The sequence below is a fragment of the Knoellia koreensis genome (assembly GCF_013041615.1).
GTDB classification, from domain to species: Bacteria; Actinomycetota; Actinomycetes; order Actinomycetales; family Dermatophilaceae; genus Pedococcus; species Pedococcus koreensis.
Genome location: NZ_JABEPQ010000003.1, coordinates 169,388 through 186,212, shown reverse-complemented (window position 1 = coordinate 186,212; position 16,825 = coordinate 169,388). Strand labels below are relative to the sequence as shown.

General features: G+C 70.6%; 14 protein-coding genes, 1 tRNA gene and 1 other RNA gene. 14 read left to right on the top strand and 2 right to left on the bottom strand.

Going from position 1 to position 16,825, the window contains the following annotated elements; translation table 11 throughout:
- Positions 1-2 precede the first annotated feature (2 nt).
- The 3 genes from HJG52_RS14470 (at position 3) to HJG52_RS14460 (ending at position 3,719) form a co-directional block, all read left to right on the top strand.
- A complete protein-coding gene (locus tag HJG52_RS14470) occupies positions 3-1,733 on the top strand; it encodes a serine hydrolase domain-containing protein (protein ID WP_171244332.1) in 1,731 nt (576 codons plus the stop codon).
- Positions 1,734-1,803: 70 nt separating this feature from the next.
- Positions 1,804-2,691: a MurR/RpiR family transcriptional regulator gene (locus HJG52_RS14465; protein WP_171244331.1), complete on the top strand. Its 888-nt coding sequence runs from the start codon at positions 1,804-1,806 to the stop codon at positions 2,689-2,691.
- A 113-nt stretch (positions 2,692-2,804) separates the two neighbouring features.
- Positions 2,805-3,719, top strand: coding sequence for an N-acetylmuramic acid 6-phosphate etherase (locus HJG52_RS14460; RefSeq protein WP_171244330.1), 915 nt, complete (start codon positions 2,805-2,807; stop codon positions 3,717-3,719).
- 459 nt (positions 3,720-4,178) lie between these two features.
- On the opposite strand, the gene HJG52_RS14455 is transcribed toward HJG52_RS14460, so the two are convergent.
- Together HJG52_RS14455 and HJG52_RS14450 are read right to left on the bottom strand one after the other, a co-directional pair.
- Positions 4,179-4,266: transfer RNA gene (locus tag HJG52_RS14455), tRNA-Ser, on the bottom strand.
- A 42-nt stretch (positions 4,267-4,308) separates the two neighbouring features.
- The gene (locus HJG52_RS14450; RefSeq protein ID WP_171244329.1) at positions 4,309-4,770 is read right to left on the bottom strand and encodes a DUF3817 domain-containing protein; all 462 of its coding nucleotides are present in this window, start codon (positions 4,768-4,770) and stop codon (positions 4,309-4,311) included.
- A gap of 98 nt (positions 4,771-4,868) precedes the next feature.
- Between HJG52_RS14450 and HJG52_RS14445 the strand changes: the two genes are divergently transcribed.
- The 11 genes from HJG52_RS14445 to HJG52_RS14395 all read left to right on the top strand — a co-directional run bounded on the left by HJG52_RS14445 (position 4,869) and on the right by HJG52_RS14395 (position 16,751).
- Complete coding sequence (locus tag HJG52_RS14445; RefSeq protein WP_171244328.1) at positions 4,869-5,684, top strand: hypothetical protein; 816 nt, start codon at positions 4,869-4,871, stop codon at positions 5,682-5,684.
- A gap of 66 nt (positions 5,685-5,750) precedes the next feature.
- Positions 5,751-5,847, top strand: an RNA gene (ffs, locus tag HJG52_RS14440) — signal recognition particle sRNA small type.
- A 215-nt stretch (positions 5,848-6,062) separates the two neighbouring features.
- Positions 6,063-8,381: a DNA polymerase III subunit gamma and tau gene (locus HJG52_RS14435; protein WP_171244327.1), complete on the top strand. Its 2,319-nt coding sequence runs from the start codon at positions 6,063-6,065 to the stop codon at positions 8,379-8,381.
- A gap of 62 nt (positions 8,382-8,443) precedes the next feature.
- Positions 8,444-9,043, top strand: a complete 600-nt coding sequence (gene recR / locus HJG52_RS14430; protein WP_171244326.1) for a recombination mediator RecR — start codon at positions 8,444-8,446, stop codon at positions 9,041-9,043.
- Positions 9,036-9,596 carry a DUF5063 domain-containing protein gene (locus HJG52_RS14425; RefSeq protein ID WP_430413351.1) on the top strand — a complete coding sequence of 187 codons (561 nt, stop codon included), beginning with the start codon at positions 9,036-9,038 and terminating at the stop codon, positions 9,594-9,596. Before recR ends, HJG52_RS14425 begins: the two co-directional genes overlap by 8 nt.
- A gap of 373 nt (positions 9,597-9,969) precedes the next feature.
- The gene (locus HJG52_RS14420; protein ID WP_171244325.1) at positions 9,970-11,238 is read left to right on the top strand and encodes an aspartate kinase; all 1,269 of its coding nucleotides are present in this window, start codon (positions 9,970-9,972) and stop codon (positions 11,236-11,238) included.
- Positions 11,235-12,323 (top strand): aspartate-semialdehyde dehydrogenase, encoded by a 1,089-nt coding sequence (locus HJG52_RS14415; protein ID WP_171244324.1) that lies wholly within the window; start codon positions 11,235-11,237, stop codon positions 12,321-12,323. The genes HJG52_RS14420 and HJG52_RS14415 overlap by 4 nt, the downstream gene beginning before the upstream one ends.
- Before the next feature lie 140 nt (positions 12,324-12,463).
- Complete coding sequence (locus tag HJG52_RS14410; RefSeq protein ID WP_171244323.1) at positions 12,464-13,321, top strand: LytR C-terminal domain-containing protein; 858 nt, start codon at positions 12,464-12,466, stop codon at positions 13,319-13,321.
- Positions 13,322-13,376: 55 nt separating this feature from the next.
- A complete protein-coding gene (locus HJG52_RS14405; protein ID WP_171244322.1) occupies positions 13,377-14,576 on the top strand; it encodes a pyrophosphate--fructose-6-phosphate 1-phosphotransferase in 1,200 nt (399 codons plus the stop codon).
- A 12-nt stretch (positions 14,577-14,588) separates the two neighbouring features.
- Positions 14,589-16,319 (top strand): AMP-binding protein, encoded by a 1,731-nt coding sequence (locus HJG52_RS14400; RefSeq protein WP_171244321.1) that lies wholly within the window; start codon positions 14,589-14,591, stop codon positions 16,317-16,319.
- Positions 16,320-16,349: 30 nt separating this feature from the next.
- Positions 16,350-16,751, top strand: coding sequence for a DUF1801 domain-containing protein (locus HJG52_RS14395; RefSeq protein WP_171244320.1), 402 nt, complete (start codon positions 16,350-16,352; stop codon positions 16,749-16,751).
- Positions 16,752-16,825 lie beyond the last annotated feature (74 nt).

Sequence of the window (16,825 nt, the reverse complement as noted above, 5' to 3'; positions counted from 1 at the left end):
CGATGCGAACTGGACGCAGGTCCGCATGGGTGACGGCCACGGTGGCCGCCACGATGGTGAGCGGGGTGGTCATGGCCGGCCCGGCCAGCGCCGAGGACTTCAGCAAGCCGAGGATGGGCTACATGCCCGCGAACACCGTGCTGCGTGACGCGAGCCCGCAGTCCGTCGGCCTCGACCCGGCGCCGATCGCGAGGGCCAGCGAGCTGGTGCGCAGCCACGAGACGGCCCCTCCCGGTGGCAAGCCGATGTATGCCGGAGCGGTCGCCGTCATGGGCCACGACGGCAAGATCGCCGCGAGGCACACGAGCGGCTACGCGCTGCGCTACGCGACGGAGACCCAGGAGCTCCCGCGGGACCAGTGGGTGCCCATGCAGGACGACACGATCTTCGACCTCGCCTCGGTCTCCAAGCTGTTCACCTCCATCGCCGTCGTCCAGCTCATCGAGGAGGGGAAGGTCGACCTGGAAGCCCCTGTCGCGGCATACCTCCCCGAGTTCGCCGCAGGCGGCAAGGAGAACGTGACGGTGCGCATGCTGCTCACCCACACGTCCGGCTTCCCGGCCTGGCTGCCGCTGTGGAGCAAGTACCCGGACAAGGAGTCGCGGATCAAGGCCGTCATGGACCAGCCGCCCGTCAACGAGCCGGGCAGCACCTACCTCTACAGCGACCTCAACATGATCACCCTCGGTGTCATGGTCGAGCGCCTTCGGGGTGAGCCGCTGGATCGCGTTGTGGCAGAACGCATCACGAAGCCCTTGGGGATGAAGGACACGGGCTACAACCCGACGAACAAGGAGCGGACCGCCGCCACCGAGTACCAGGCATCGCCGCCGCGCGGCATGGTCTGGGGCGAGGTGCACGACGAGAACGCGTGGTCGCTCGGCGGGGTCGCCGGTCACGCCGGGGTCTTCTCCACGGCGCAGGACCTCGCGGTGCTCTCGCAGGCCTTGCTCAACGGTGGCACCTACAAGGGCAACCGGGTCCTCACGCGCAAGAGCGTCGACTCCCTCATCACCAACTTCAACACCGCCTTCCCCGGTGACTCCCACGGGCTCGGGTTCGAGCTCGACCAGCGGTGGTACATGGACGCCCTCTCCGGTCCCCGCACCGCCGGGCACACGGGCTACACCGGGACGTCGATCGTCATCGACTTCGCATCGAGGTCGTTCGCCATCCTGCTCACCAACCGCGTCCACCCGTCCCGGAACTGGGGCAGCAACAACCCGGCCCGCCGCGAGTGGGCGGGCGGACTGGCGCAGGCGATGGCGGTGCGGCCGTCCAAGGGGGCGACCGCCTGGTTCGGCGGTGCCACCAACAACGCGACCACCACGCTGACGACAGCCGCGCTCGATGTGCCGGCCTCCGGGGCGCGGCTGTCGTTCGACCTCTTCCTCGACACCGAGGAGACGGACCTGCTCGTCCTGGAGCGGTCGACCGCCGGCGGCCGGACGTGGGAGCCGCAGCCGTTCACGGTGCGTGACCGCGGCACGACGACCACCGCGGACAAGGGCACGGTGTCCGGTGCAGGAGAGCGGTTGTGGACCCAGGCGAACGCCGACCTGGCACCCGGCACCCAGCAGCTGCGCTGGCGCTACACCACCGACGCGCTCTACCTCGGCCGCGGCGTCTACGTCGACGCCATCAAGGTGGCGACGACCGGTGGCGCACTGCTCGACTCCGAGAAGGACCCGAGCACGCTGACCGCCCAGGGCTGGACGCCCGCCACGCGGTAGCAGCCGCAGCGATCCTTTCGGTGGCGCCGATCTACGAGGTCGGCGCCACCGTGGGGTCTACGGTGTCCCCATGTCTGCCGCCGACGAGTCAGCCACTGACTCCTCCGTCCCGCTCCTGGTTCGCCTTCGGGGCATCCGGCCATCCCTGTCTCCCGCCGAGGACCGCGTCGCCGAACGCGTCCTGGCCGACCCGGGTGCCGCCGCGGACCTGACGATCAGCGAGCTGGCGACCGCCGCCGACACCTCGGAGACGACGGTGCTGCGGTTCTGTCGGAGACTCGGCCTGCGGGGCTACCCGCAGCTGCGGCTCCGGCTGGCCGAGGCCAGTGTCCAGCCCCGCTTGGCCAAGGCGCAGGACACCGACATCAGCGCCAAGGACACCATCGCGGACATCGTCGCCAAGGTCGCCTTCGCGGACTCCAGCGCCGTCGAGGAGACGGCCCAGCAGCTCGACCACGACGCCCTCGCCGCGGCAGCCCAGGCGATCGGCTCGGCCAAGCGGGTCGACATCTACGGCATCGCGGCCAGCGCCATCGTGGGTATCGACCTGCAGCAGAAGCTCCATCGCATCGGTGTCGTCGCCTTCGTGTGGAACGACCCGCACATCGCCCTCACCAGCGCCACGCTGCTCGGCAAGGGCGACGTGGCCATCGGACTGTCGCACTCCGGCACCACCAAGGAGACGATCGAGGCCCTCGAGGCAGCCCAGTCGCGTGGCGCCACGACCGTCGCGATCACGAACTTCCCCGTGTCACCACTGGCCTCGAAGGCTGACCTCGTCCTGTCGACCGCCGCGCGCGAGACCAGCCTCCGCTCGGGCGCCACGGCCAGCCGGATCGCGGCCCTCACCGTGGTGGACTGCTTGTATCTCGCTGTGGCACAACGGAATCTGTCGCGGGCGCGCAAGGCGGTGCAGGAGACCCGGGACGCCGTGTCGAGCCACCACGTGCGCACCTGAGCAGCCGGGTCCTCGTCGGGCTGGTGGGTCGTCGCCGACGGCGACCACGCCCACAGTCAGCGTTACTCATTCACGTCGTTGACGGCATACATGTAGGAAACTAACCTCACAGCGTGACCAGTGACGTGAGTGTGAGCGCACCGACCGAGCAGCGCCACCCCGACACGGCCGGCATCGACACCGAGGACACCCTCGGCATCCTTCGTCGCATCAACGCCGACGACGCCCTGGTCGCGCCGGCCGTGGCCGAGACGCTGCCCGAGCTGGCTCTGCTCGTCGACCGGGCCGTCGAAGCGGTGCGGGCCGGTGGGGTCATCCACTACTTCGGGGCAGGCACCTCCGGTCGCCTCGCCGTCCTCGACGCCGCCGAGCTGCTGCCGACGTTCAACATGCCCGAGGGCCTCGTCGTCGCGCACCACGCCGGCGGGCCCGAGGCGTTGCTGCGCGCGGTCGAGAATGTCGAGGACGACGACGTGCAGGGCCGCGCCGACGCCGCCGAGGTGCGCCCCGGCGACATCGTCATCGGGCTCACCGCCTCCGGTCGCACCCCCTACGTCGGCGGCGCGCTCGCCTGCGCCCGCGAGGTCGGCGCCGTCACCGCGCTCGTGACGTCCAACCCCGACGCCGAGCTCTCACCCCTGGCCGACGTGCTGATCGCCCCCAACACCGGGCCCGAGGTGCTCACCGGCTCGACCCGCCTCAAGGCCGGGACCGCGCAGAAGCTCGTCCTCAACGCGTTCTCGACCACGCTCATGATCCGGCTCGGCCGCACCTGGTCCAACCTCATGGTCGACGTCGTCGCCACCAACGCCAAGCTCCGCGGCCGCGTCGTGCGCATCCTGCAGGAAGCCAGCGGCGCCGACGAGACCACCGCACGCACGGCACTCGACGCCGCCGACGGCGAGCTGAAGCCGGCGCTGCTGTCGCTGCTCGCCGACATCGACGCCGCCACCGCCCGGGCCGCGCTCGCGGCCGCCGACGGATCCGTCGCCGTCGCCCTCAAGACCACGTCCGCGCCACCGCCCTGAGGCGCCCACGACGGTGGGGTATGCCGCGGCGCAGGGGGACGCGGCATACCCCGCTTTCGTGCCGTCCCCGACTTCGGGCCGCTGAGGGTTGGTGTGGTGGGCCGCGTCGAGCCGCTGTGGCCCGAAGTCCGGTGGTGGGTTCACTTCGGGCCGCCCAGGGTCGGTGTTGCGAGGTTGGTCGAGCCGCTGTGGCCCGAAGTCGGGTGAGTCACGGCGGAGGATAGGGGAGCCGTCGTTGCGGTCGGCTCGTTCCTCGCCGCCCGCTCCTCCTCCCGTCATCACCTATCCACTCGCCAACGACAAAGGCCCCCGCGCAAGCTTGGGGGCCATGTCTTTTGGCGGAGGATAGGGGAGCCGTCGTTGCGGTCGGCTCGTTCCTCGCCGCCCGCTCCTCCTCCCGTCATCGCCTATCTCCGCACATGAGAAAGGGCCCCTCGCAAGCTCGGGGCCCATCTCATGTGGCGGAGGATAGGGGATTCGAACCCCTGAGAGCTTTCACTCAACACGCTTTCCAAGCGTGCGCACTAGGCCACTATGCGAATCCTCCGCGGAGGAGGCTACCCGACGGCCAAGTGCCCGAAGAAATCCGTCAGCTCTTCGCCGGCACGGGCGGGCCGACCGCCAGTGCCAGGCCCGTCAGCGCCGCCACCGCGACCACCGCCACCACGACGGCCAGACCCGGCCGACGCAGCATCCACGCTTGCACCCGCTCGGGCGCTGACCGGGGCGTCTCCCCACCGGCCACCAACCGCCAGCCACCCGCGAGCAGACCCCGCCGCTCGGCATACCGGTCGAACCACACCGTCATGAACGGCGGCACCGCGCTCACCAACCCGAGCAGCACGATGCGCGCCGACCAGCGCTGGTTCACCGCGACGAACAACACCGCCAGGCAGTAGGCGATGAAGACGACGCCGTGTGCCATCCCGAAGATCCGCACGCCGAGCTCGGTGGTCCTCGTGACGTACTTGAGGAACATGCCGATCAGCAGTAGCGCCCACGTCACCGCCTCGGCGATCGCGACCCGGCGGAACAACGACTGCGGCGACATGACCCCTCCGAAGGGCTCGGCACAAAGGCTCGGCAAGAACGAGCATCCATGGTCGCAAAGCCTCCCCACGGCCCGGTCACCGGTGCCACACTCGAGCCATGGTGGGGGAGCCGGGGACGCCGCAGTTGACGCACACGGCCGTGTCGCGCGCGCCCGCACCCCGCGACCGACGTGCCCGCGTCCGGCGCGTCGGGCGACCGCTGCTCGCCGCCCTGCTCATCGGCGGCTGGCTCGCGTGGGCCACCGTCACCTACGTCACCCAGGCGCGTGAGGTTTCCGTGAAGCAGTTCACCACGGACCTCGAGGCGGGCGACATCGTGGCGTTCCGGGCCGTGTCCAACGTCCGCGGCGGCTACGGCCGCTGGGCCGAGGACCCCATCGACTACGACATACCGGCAACGGACGCGTCCGGTCGGCTCCTCCCGCCGGTCGAGGACGCAGGCTCGATCACGGTCATGTACTGGACCGACAACCCCATCGGCCGCATCCGCATCGTCGACGACTACTCCGTGCCCGTCGAGGAACGCATCGCCGCGCTGCACCAGGCGGACGTCCCGCCCAACACCGCCCTCGACGGACCCAGCGACGCCGGACAGGCGGTGGCCCTGGCGCTCGGGCTGGTCACCCTGCTCGCGATCATCGGCGGACCGGTGCCGACGCGGGGGACGCGCTGGTTCTGGTTCTGGGTGCTCGGCCTGCTGTGGGGTTGGGGCGTGGTGGCGTATGCCGTGGGCGAGCTCCTGCGCCCGCGTGCCCCTGAAGCGGTCGGCGCCGAGAGCGGGGCGGTCCCGCGTCGGCGACGCTGGTCCGGCTGGGAGGGGTTCGCCGTGCAGCTGGTCGTGGGCATCCTCGGCGGGCTCGCGGCGGCGGAGGTGTCCCGCCTCACCGGCGGCGTGGTGATCCCGAGGCCCTGACGAGACTGGGGCCGCACTTCTTCCCGTGCGGATTCGTCGCTGGTGTCGCGCGCCCCTTAGACTGCAGCCGGCACCCCGCGTGGTGGTACCTCTCCGAACTCCCCCAGGGCAGGAATGCAGCAAGGGTAGGAGAGCTCTTCCAGGTACGCGGGGTGTCCTCGTGTGTCTGCCCGCCGTCGCGCGGCGGGATGTGCCGGAAGTGGCAGGAATGCACCTCGGTCGGCCTGCGGCAGGTTCATTCCTGCCGGTTTCGCCACAACCCGGCCGTATGCCGCGTGGTCGCCTGACGCCCGCCCGCGCCGGAGCGGTCGAGAGGGTCGTCCACACGGCGGGCACACGGCATACCGGCTGTCACGAGGCCCGACTAGGGTTCACGAGGTGAGCACCGCCCTCTACCGCCGCTACCGGCCCGAGTCCTTCGCCGACGTCATCGGGCAGGAGCACGTCACCGAGCCGCTCATGCAGGCGCTGCGCACGGGGCGCGTCAACCACGCCTATCTCTTCTCCGGCCCGCGCGGCTGCGGCAAGACGACCAGCGCCCGCATCCTGGCCCGCTGTCTCAACTGCGAGCAGGGCCCCACCGACGTGCCGTGCGGCACCTGCGACTCGTGTGTCGCGCTCGCCCGCGGCGGCCCCGGCAGCGTCGACGTCATCGAGATCGACGCGGCCAGCCACGGTGGTGTCGACGACGCGCGTGACCTGCGTGAGCGGGCGAGCTATGGCCCGGCCCAGAGCCGGTTCAAGGTCTACATCATCGACGAGGCGCACATGGTCACGCCGCAGGGCTTCAACGCGCTGCTCAAGATCGTCGAGGAGCCGCCCGAGCACGTGAAGTTCGTGTTCGCGACGACCGAGCCCGAGAAGGTCATCGGCACGATCCGCAGCCGCACCCACCACTACCCGTTCCGGCTGGTGCCGCCCGGTCAGCTCACCGACTACATGCAGAAGCTGTGCGACCAGGAGGGCGTCACCGTCGCCCCGGGCGTGCTGTCGTTCGTGACGCGCGCTGGTGGTGGCTCGGTGCGTGACTCCCTGTCGGTGCTCGACCAGCTCATCGCGGGGTCGGGCGACGAGGGGCTCACCTACGAGTCGGCCGCGGCGCTGCTGGGCTTCACCGATGCCGAGCTGCTCGACGCGATCATCGACGCGTTCGCTGCCGGTGACGCCGCAGGCGTGTTTCACCAGGTCGACCGGGTCATCGAGACCGGGCTCGACCCGCGCCGCTTCGTCGAGGACCTTCTCGAGCGGCTGCGTGACCTCATCGTCGTCGCGGCCGTGCCCGACGGCGCCTCGTCGGTGCTGCGCGGCCTGCCCGAGGACCAGCTCGAGCGGATGCGCCAGCAGGCCGCGGCGTTCGGCGGCGGGGCGCTCTCGCGCGCGGCCGACATCGTCAACGCCGGCCTCACCGAGATGACCGGCGCCACCGCGCCGAGGCTCCAGCTCGAGCTGATCTGCGCGCGGGTGCTCATCCCCGCCGCCTCCGGCGAGACCGGGTATGCCGCGCGGCTCGATCGCATCGAACGTCGCCTCGACGTCGAGGGCGTCCCCTCCGTCACCCGGGCGGGCACCGCGACCTCGGCCCCGGCCGCGCGCGCCCAGCATCCCGAACCACGGCAGTCGCAACCGTCGCCCGCCGCCGCACCGGCAGCGGCGCCCCAGGGTGAGCCGGCGTCTGGTCCGGCCCGGGCCCCCGAGCCGCAGGAGCGTGCGTCGTCCGGCGCGTCCGAGCCGGCCACGCGGTCTACCTCTGAGCCCGCCGAAGTCCCGGCCGGCGACGTCGCTGCGGTCGGCGAACCGGTCGCCGAGCGACCGGACCCGCAGGCGATGCGCGAGCAGGCGGAGGACTACGCACACGCCCACGGCGACAGCGTCCCGTCCGACACGGTCGACGAATCCGCCAGTGCGGCAGGCGAATTCGAGCCGGCGGCCGCCGCTGCCGAGCCTGCGCGTGCCACCGGCGGCATCGACACCGCGGCGATCCGGCGGTCCTGGCCGGACATCCTCGGCTGGATCTTCAAGCACAAGCGCACGACCTGGACCCTGTTGTCCGAGCACGCCCAGGTGCACGACTACGACGGGTCGAAGGTCACCCTGGCGATCTCGACCGTCGGCATCGCGCAGACGTTCCGCAACGGCCCGCACGCCGACCTGGTGCGGCAGGCGCTGATCGACGTGCTCGGCGTCGAGGCGCGGGTCGAGGGCATCCCCGTGCCCGATGCGAACGCCTCCAGGCCGTCCGGTGAGTCGCACCCCGTGGTCCGTCCCGAGGACACCAGCCCGCGCGGCGGCCAGTCCAGCGGTGGCCAGTCCGGTGACGCCCCCCGAGCGGGCGGTGACGCGGGTCCGCGAGCCGCGGGCGGCGGCATACCCGACGTGGGCGTGCCCTCGACGCCGACGGCCGGCGCCGACGGCAGCAGCGGCAGCTGGGCCGACGCGCCCTCGGCACCCGACAGCGGCCCCTCGTGGGCGGCGCCCGACCCCGCCGAGGCGGCCGGGTCGGCGAGCCCGGCCCCCGTCGCCTCACCGCTCGCACGGGCCCAGGCCCAGGTCGCGGCCGAGTCGCCACCCGACGCACCCAAGCACGTCGCCGACGACAGCGTGGTGAGTGACGACGACGAGGAGATCGAGGAGCTCGGCGACGTCGGGCGGCCCGTCATCGAGCGCATCCTCGGCGGCAAGGTCATCGACGAGGGCTGATCCCGGCGCTGGTCCCGCGTGGGGGCGCGGTTGCCGTCGGACCGAGGACGTACGCTCATCGGGTGTACGAAGGCGTGGTCCAGGACCTGATCGACGAGCTGGGGCGGCTGCCCGGTGTCGGCCCCAAGAGCGCGCAGCGGATCGCGTTCCACCTGCTGCAGGCCGACTCGGTCGACGTGAAGCGGCTGGTCGACGCCCTGACCGAGGTCAAGGTCAAGGTGCGGTTCTGCGAGACCTGCGGCAACGTCGCGGAGGCTGAGCAGTGCAAGATCTGCGCCGACCCGCGTCGTGACGGCACCTCGATCTGTGTGGTCGAGGAGCCCAAGGACGTCGTCGCCATCGAGCGCACCCGCGAGTTCCGCGGCCGCTACCACGTGCTGGGCGGCGCGATCAGCCCGATCGAAGGCGTCGGCCCAGACGACTTGCGGATCAAGGAGCTCATGACCCGCCTCGCGTCCGGCGAGGTCACCGAGGTCATCATCGCCACCGACCCCAACCTCGAGGGCGAGGCGACCGCCAGCTACCTCGCGCGACTCCTGCGCACCATGGGCATCAAGGTCACGCGGCTCGCGTCCGGCCTGCCGGTCGGTGGCGACCTGGAGTATGCCGACGAGGTCACCCTTGGTCGTGCGTTCGAGGGCCGGAGGCTGTTGGATGTCTGACATGTCCGACGACCTGGCCCGGCTCGCGGAGGTCTCCGCCGAGGACGCGCGCGCCTACCTCGGCACCGTGACGGAGGTGGCGTCCGGTTCGGCACCCGACGCCGCGATCCCGATGACGCTGCTCGCCCTGTCGCAGGTGCTCGTCATGGGCGCCCGGCTCGGGGCGATCGAGGACGTCGTGCCCACCGAGCGGTTCGAGCCGGACATCGTCGACCCCGAGCTCGACCCGCTGCGCACTGGCATCGCCAACCTCTTCGAGGGCCTCGACGAGTACGCCGACCTGGTCGACCCGCTGACCTCCACCGAGCTGACCACCGGCTCCATCTCGAGCGACGTCGCCGGCGTGGCCGGTGCCCTCGCGCACGGCCTGCGCCACTACGACGAGGGCCGCATCACCGAGGCCCTGTGGTGGTGGCAGTTCAGCTACCTCTCCGACTGGGGCGAGCGGGCGGCCGCCGCCCTGCGGGCGCTGCAGTCGCTGCTCGGCCACATCCGGCTCGACGCCGACGAGGAGACCATCTCCGAGGCCGAGTTCGACGCGCTCCACCCTTAGGCGCGAGCCCTTCTTCCTGACCCATCGGTGGTCGCCTGGTCGGGGTTTCGAACGGGTTCGGCACGGTCGAGGTCGGAGGGTCTCGGCACCGTGTACGAGGGAGCGGCGGCACCTTCGGCGAGAGGGGCGGGCGAAGGCCGAGTTCGACGCGCTCCACCCCTGACGCCTTCGGCTTGCTGCTCGTGAGGTGCCACCGCGCCCCCAAGATCGGCCAGGGTCGCACCTGACGGGCAGCAAGTCCGGCGGCAGCGCGGGGAAGGTGAGGGGCGGGGCGCACGCGCGCCGTCCGGCATACGACCGGTGCGTCTCGGCAGGTGAGCCACCGTTAGACTGACCGCGCCGCACCCACCGCGCCACCACCGGGAGTTCCACCGTGCCGATCGTCGTCCAGAAGTACGGCGGCTCGTCGCTTGCCGACGCGGCCAGCATCAAGCGGGTGGCTCGCCGGATCGCCGAGGCCAAGCGCGCCGGCAACGACGTCTGTGTCGCTGTGTCGGCCATGGGTGACAGCACCGACGAGCTGCTCGACCTCGCCAACGAGGTCAGCCCGCAGCCGCCGCCGCGCGAGATGGACATGCTGCTCACGGCGGGTGAGCGCATCTCGATGGCGTTGGTGGCCATGGCGATCCACGACCTCGGCTACTCCGTGCGGTCGTTCACCGGCAGCCAGGCCGGCGTCATCACCGACGCGAGCCACGGCAAGGCGCGCATCATCGACGTGACCCCGGGTCGCGTGACCGAGGCGCTCGACAAGGGCCACATCGTGATCGTCGCCGGCTTCCAGGGCGTCAGCCAGGACACCAAGGAGATCACCACGCTCGGTCGCGGTGGCACCGACACGACCGCGGTTGCACTCGCAGCCGCCCTGAAGGCCGACGTGTGCGAGATCTACACAGACGTCGACGGTGTCTTCACCGCCGACCCGCGCGTGGTCCCGACGGCCCGGAAGATCTCGACCATCACCAACGAGGAGATGCTCGAGCTCGCCGCCTCCGGCTCGAAGGTGCTGCACCTGCGCAGCGTCGAGTACGCCCGCCGCTTCGACATCCCGATCCACGTCCGCAGCTCCTTCTCAGCGAAGGAGGGCACCATCGTCACGGACCACCCCGAAGGAGACACCGTGGAAGCCCCGATCATCGCCGGTGTCGCCCACGACCGCAGCGAAGCCAAGATCACCGTCGTCGGCGTGCCCGACCAGACCGGCAAGGCCGCCGAGATCTTCCAGACCCTGGCCGACGCCGAGGTCAACATCGACATGATCGTGCAGAACGTCTCCGCGACGGAGACGGGTCTGACCGACATCTCGTTCACGCTGCCCAAGTCCGACGGCCGCACCGCACTTGACGCGTTGAAGAAGGTGCAGGGCTCGGTCGGGTTCGCCTCGCTGCAGTACGACGACCAGATCGGCAAGCTGTCGCTCGTCGGTGCGGGCATGCGCTCGCACCCCGGTGTCTCGGCGACGTTCTTCAAGGCGCTCGCCGACTCCGGCGTCAACATCGAGATGATCTCCACCTCCGAGATCCGCATCTCCGTCGTGACCCGCTCCGAGGTGCTCGACGATGCCGTGCGCGCCGTCCACACCGCCTTCGGGCTCGACTCGTCCGAGGGAGAGGCCGTGGTCTACGGAGGCACCGGGCGGTGACCTCACTCGCCTCGTCCGGCGCGCGTCCGACCCTCGCCCTGGTGGGTGCGACGGGCGCGGTCGGGCGGGTGACCCAGCAGGTCCTGGCCATGCGCGAGGACATCTGGGGCGAGGTGCGGGCCTGTGCCGCACCAGAGGACGTCGGCACGGTGCTGACCGTCCTCGGCCGCACGGTGGAGGTGCAGCAGCTCACCCCCGCGTTCTTCGACGGGGTGGACATCGCCCTGGTCGATCTGCCCGCTGACGTGGCAGCCGCGTGGGCGCCGATCGCGGCCGACCGTGGTGCCGTGGTCATCGACAACAGCTCGGCGCTGCGTAGCGACCCGGACATCCCGCTGGTCGTCCCCGAGGTCAACCCCGCACAGATCCGCAACCGCCCCAAGGGAATCATCGCCAACCCGGGGGCCACCGTGCTCACCATGATCGACGCCCTGGGCGTGCTGCACGCCGGGTGGGAGCTGACCGAGCTGGTGGTCGCGTCCTACCAGGCGGCCTCCGGTGCGGGCCGGGTCGGGATGGCGCGGCTCTTCGACGAGCTCGAGGTCGTGGCCGGGCACCGCGAGCTGGGTCACCAGCCCGGTGACGTCCGCCGCCTCATCGAGTCCGAGCTGGGGGAGGACTCGCCGTTCCCCGCGCCGTTGGCGCTCAACGTGGTGCCGTGGATCGGTCGCGCCGACGAGGACGGCTGGACCACCGAGGAGCTCAAGATCCGGGGCGAGACCCGCAAGGTGCTCGGGTTGCCCGAGCTCAAGGTCTCCGCGACCTGCGTGCGCGTGCCGGTGGTGACCAGCCACTCGGTCGCCGTTCACGCCACCTTCGCCCGGCGGATCGACCTCGAGAAGGCCCGGCAGGCGCTGATCGAGGCCCCCGCCGTGGTGGTGCTCGACGACCCCGAGAGCCTGGAGTTCCCGACTCCCACCGACGCGGTCGGGTCGGACCCGCGGTTCGCCGGCCGGCTGCGGCAGGCGCTGGACTTCCCCAACACCCTCGACTTCTTCATCTGCGGTGACAACCTGCGCAAGGGCGGCGCCCTCAACATGGTGCAGGTCGCCGAGCTCGTGGCCCGTGAGCTCGTCACGGCCTGAGTACGGGGTGCGGGGTGCGGGGGCACGGAAGCGTCACGACTCGGTGACGAACCGGAATTGCGGCGCGCCACGCCGGCGTTACTGCTGTGACTGATGTGACGATTGTGACTCGAAGGACGCGAAGCTCAATGGGGGCCGACATGAAGGACGAGAACCTCACACCGATCCAGATCTGGCGCAAGAAGCGACTGCGCCAGATCCTCCTCTTCGTGACCATCCCGGGAGTCCTCCTGGGCACCGCGAGCATCACCGCGGCATACTCCAGCGGCCTGCTCACCCCGCCCCCGCCCAAGCCCGCATGCACGCCCGACGTCGTGCCGGCCCCGGCGCGCAGCTCCTTCACCGTCAACGTCATGAACGCCACCGGCAAGCAGGGCGTGGCGTCCGAGGTCGCCGCCGGGCTCGGCAAGCGCGGCTTCAAGATCGTCGGCATCAGCAACGCGCCCAAGTCCTGGTACGTCACCCAGCCGGCCGTCGTCCACTACGGCCCCAAGGGGCTCGACCAGGCGCTGCTCGCACAGAGCCAGATCCCCGGAGCCAAGCTCTTCGAGGACGGTCGCGACGGGACCTCGGTCGACGTCGTCGTCGGGCTCGGCTACAAGGAGATGGTCCCGGTGCCGCCGCGGCTGGCGCCGATCCCGTCCGAGGTGACGGTCAACGTCTACAACACGACGTGGAAGACCGGTTTCGCCAAGACGGTCGCCGACCAGGTCAAGGCGCGCGGCTTCAAGGTCAAGGACGTCGCCAACGACCCGCTGCGCACCATGCAGCTGGGCACGGCGGTCATCCGCTACGGCGAGCGGGGTGACCTGAACGCCGCACTGCTCAAGGGTCACGTGCCCGACGCCGAGCTGGTCAAGGACGCCCGTGCCGACGCCTCCGTCGACCTCGTGATCGGCAACAAGTTCACCGAGCTCGTGCCGGAAGCCGACGTGCCACCGCTGCCGCCGCGGCCCAAGCCGGTCACGCCGACCGTGGCGCGCCCCTGCTCCAGCTGACGACATCTGGGACTGGGGCAGCGGGCCGCGGCCTGGGTGCGGCAGAGTGGAACCCGTGGCTGTCCAGACCGTTGCCCTGCTCACCGCTGGTGGGCTCGCCCCCTGCCTGTCGTCCGCCGTCGGCGGGCTGATCGAGCGCTACACCGAGGTCGCACCCGACGTGCGGATCCTCGCCTACCGCAATGGGTATGCCGGGTTGCTCACCGGCGACTCGGTGGAGGTCACCGATGCGGTGCGTGCGAACGCGCACAAGCTGCACGCGTTCGGAGGCAGTCCCATCGGCAACAGCCGGGTCAAGCTAACCAACGTCGACGACCTCGTGCAGCGTGGGCTCGTGCAGGCCGGCCAGGACCCGTTGCAGGTGGCCGCCGAGCAGCTGACGAAGGACGGCGTCGACGTGCTGCACACCATCGGCGGCGACGACACCAACGGCACCGCGGCCGACCTCGCGGCATACCTGGGTCGCAACGACTACGAGCTCACGGTGGTCGGCCTGCCCAAGACCATCGACAACGACGTCATCCCGATCCGCCAGTCGCTGGGGGCGTGGACGGCCGCCGAGCAGGGTGCGATCTTCGCGCGCAACGTCATCGCCGAGCACTCGGCCAACCCGCGCATGCTCATCGTCCACGAGGTCATGGGCCGCAACTGTGGCTGGCTCACGGCGGCCACGGCGCGTGCCCACCACGACTGGGTCAAGGGCGCCGATTTCGCTGACTGGCTTGAGAACTCGCCGATCACGTGGGACGTCCACGGGGTCTTCGTGCCGGAGCGCCCGTTCGACATCGCCGCCGAGGCCGGGCGGTTGCGCGCCATCATGGACGAACACGACGGCGTCAACCTGTTCATCTCCGAGGGCGCCGGCGTCGCCGAGATCGTCGCGGCGATGGAGGCCGACGGGCAGGACGTGCCGCGCGACCCGTTCGGCCACGTGCAGCTCGACAAGGTCAACCCGGGCCAGTGGTTCGCCAAGCAGTTCGCCGAGCAGCTGGGCGCGGACAAGGTGCTGGTGCAGAAGAGCGGCTACTTCTCGCGGTCGGCCGCGGCGAACGCCGCCGACCTCGCGCTGATCAAGGAGTGCACGACGTATGCCGTCGACGCGGCCCTGCGCGGCGACGCCGGCGTCGTGGGCCAGGACGAGGAGCGTGGCGACGAGCTGCGCGCGATCGAGTTCGACCGGATCAAGGGCGGCAAGGCCTTCGACCCGACCGTGGGCTGGTTCACCGAACTCCTTGCCGAGATCGGTCAGTCGTAGCAGGGTCGGTGCATGGCATCCTCGGCGACCAGCGCACCCTCACCCAGCACCACGGCATACCGGGAAGCACGTGACACCCTCGTTTCCCTCGCGGGCAGACACGACGACGCGGTGCGCGAGTTCCGTTGGCCCGACGTGGGGGAGCGGTTCAACTGGGCGATCGACTGGTTCGACGCGTTCGCGCGCGGCAACGACGCGACCGGGCTGTGGATCGTCGAGGAGGACGGCTCCGAGCAGAAGCTGACGTTCGACGAGCTGGTGCAGCGCTCCGACCAGGTCGCCACGTGGCTCGAGTCGCTGGGCGTCGGCAAGGGCGACCGGGTGCTGCTCATGCTCGGCAACCAGGTCGAGCTGTGGGAGACCATGCTCGCCGTCTTCAAGCTGGGGGCCATCGTGATGCCGACGACGGCGGCGCTCGGGCCGGCAGACCTGCGCGACCGCGTCGACCGCGGTGGTGCCCGAGCGGTGGTGGTCGGCGAGAGCGACGCAGCGAAGTTCGACGAGGTGCCCGGCGACTACGTGCGGGTCGTCGTCGGCTCGGCCGAGGGTTGGCACAGCTACGCCGATGCGTATGCCGTGGAAGGTCACCCCTTCGAAACGACTACTGCCGCAGCGGATCCATTGCTGCTCTACTTCACGTCGGGCACGACCAGCAAGCCCAAGCTCGTCGAGCACACGCAGGTGTCCTACCCCGTCGGGCACCTGTCGACGATGTACTGGATCGGGGTGCGACCGGGCGACGTGCACCTCGCGATCAGCTCGCCCGGGTGGGCCAAGCACGCGTGGTCGTGCTTCTTCGCACCGTGGATCGCCGAGGCGACGATCTTCGTCTACAACTACACGCGCTTCGACGCGGTCGCGCTGCTCGAGCAGATCCGGCGCGCGAAGGTCACGACGTTCTGCGCGCCACCAACCGTGTGGCGCATGCTCATCCAGGCGGATCTCGGTGGGACAGAAGGGAAAGGCGCGCTCCGGGAGCTGCTCGCCGCCGGTGAGCCGCTCAACCCCGAGGTCATCAGCCAGGTCGAGAAGGCGTGGGGCCTGACGATCCGCGACGGCTACGGCCAGACCGAGACGACGCTGCAGATCGGCAACATCGCCGGTGAGCAGCTCAAGCCCGGGTCGATGGGGCGGCCGATGCCCGGCGTGCCGGTGGCACTCGTCGACCCGCTGACGAACGAGCCGGCCGACGAGGGTGAGATCGTGCTCGACCTCAGCCAGCACCCGGTCAACCTCATGACCGGCTACCTCGGCGACGACGAACGCCAGGCCGAGGCCATGGCGGGTGGTTACTACCACACCGGCGACGTCGCCCAGCGTGACGAGGACGGCTACATCACCTACATCGGGCGCACCGACGACGTGTTCAAGGCCAGCGACTACAAGGTGTCGCCGTTCGAGCTCGAGTCGGTGCTCATCGAGCACCCGGCGGTGGCCGAGGCCGCGGTCGTGCCCGCCCCCGACCCGACCCGGCTGGCAGTGCCCAAGGCCTACGTCGCGCTCGCGGCCGGTCATGAGCCGGACGCCGAAACCGCCAAGTCCATCCTGGGGTACGCGCGCGAGCACCTCGCGCCCTACCTGCGGGTGCGGCGGATCGAGTTCTACGAACTGCCCAAGACCATTTCAGGCAAGATCCGCCGGGTCGAGCTGCGCGACCGGGAGCAGCGGGCCTTCGACGAGGGGCAGTCGATCTCCGAGGAGTTCCGCGACGACCAGTTCCCCGAGCTGCGCTCCCAGCGATGAGTCCGGCGCGCCGCACAGGTCTGCCCCTGCATGAGTGACTACGACCGCGACCCCCGCGTCGACGCCTACATCGACGCGCTCCCGGCTTGGCAGGCCGACCTGTGCCGGGAGCTGCGAGATCTCATCCATGCGGTGGATCCGCAGATGCAGGAGACGATCAAGCGCACCGTGCAGCCGTACTTCGTACTCGACGGCAACGTCTGCGCCTTCCTGTCCGCCAAGGACCACCTCAACCTGTTCGTCTACGACGGCGGCATCGTCCCCGACCCCGATGGCCTCATCACCGCAGGTCACGACAACCAGACGGCCCGCACCATCGGCTTCCACGAGGGTGACCCGATCCGTCGGGAACCGCTCCTGGCCTTCCTGCGCCAGCTCGTCGCCGACAACCGCGCCGGCGGCTGGCGCAAGCTCAAGGCCGCTCGCGCCTGACCGGTCTTCTCAGCCTTGTGCGGGAGGACATTTCCGGCTTCCTCCGTCAGAATCGGCCCCCGGTGGACCATTGA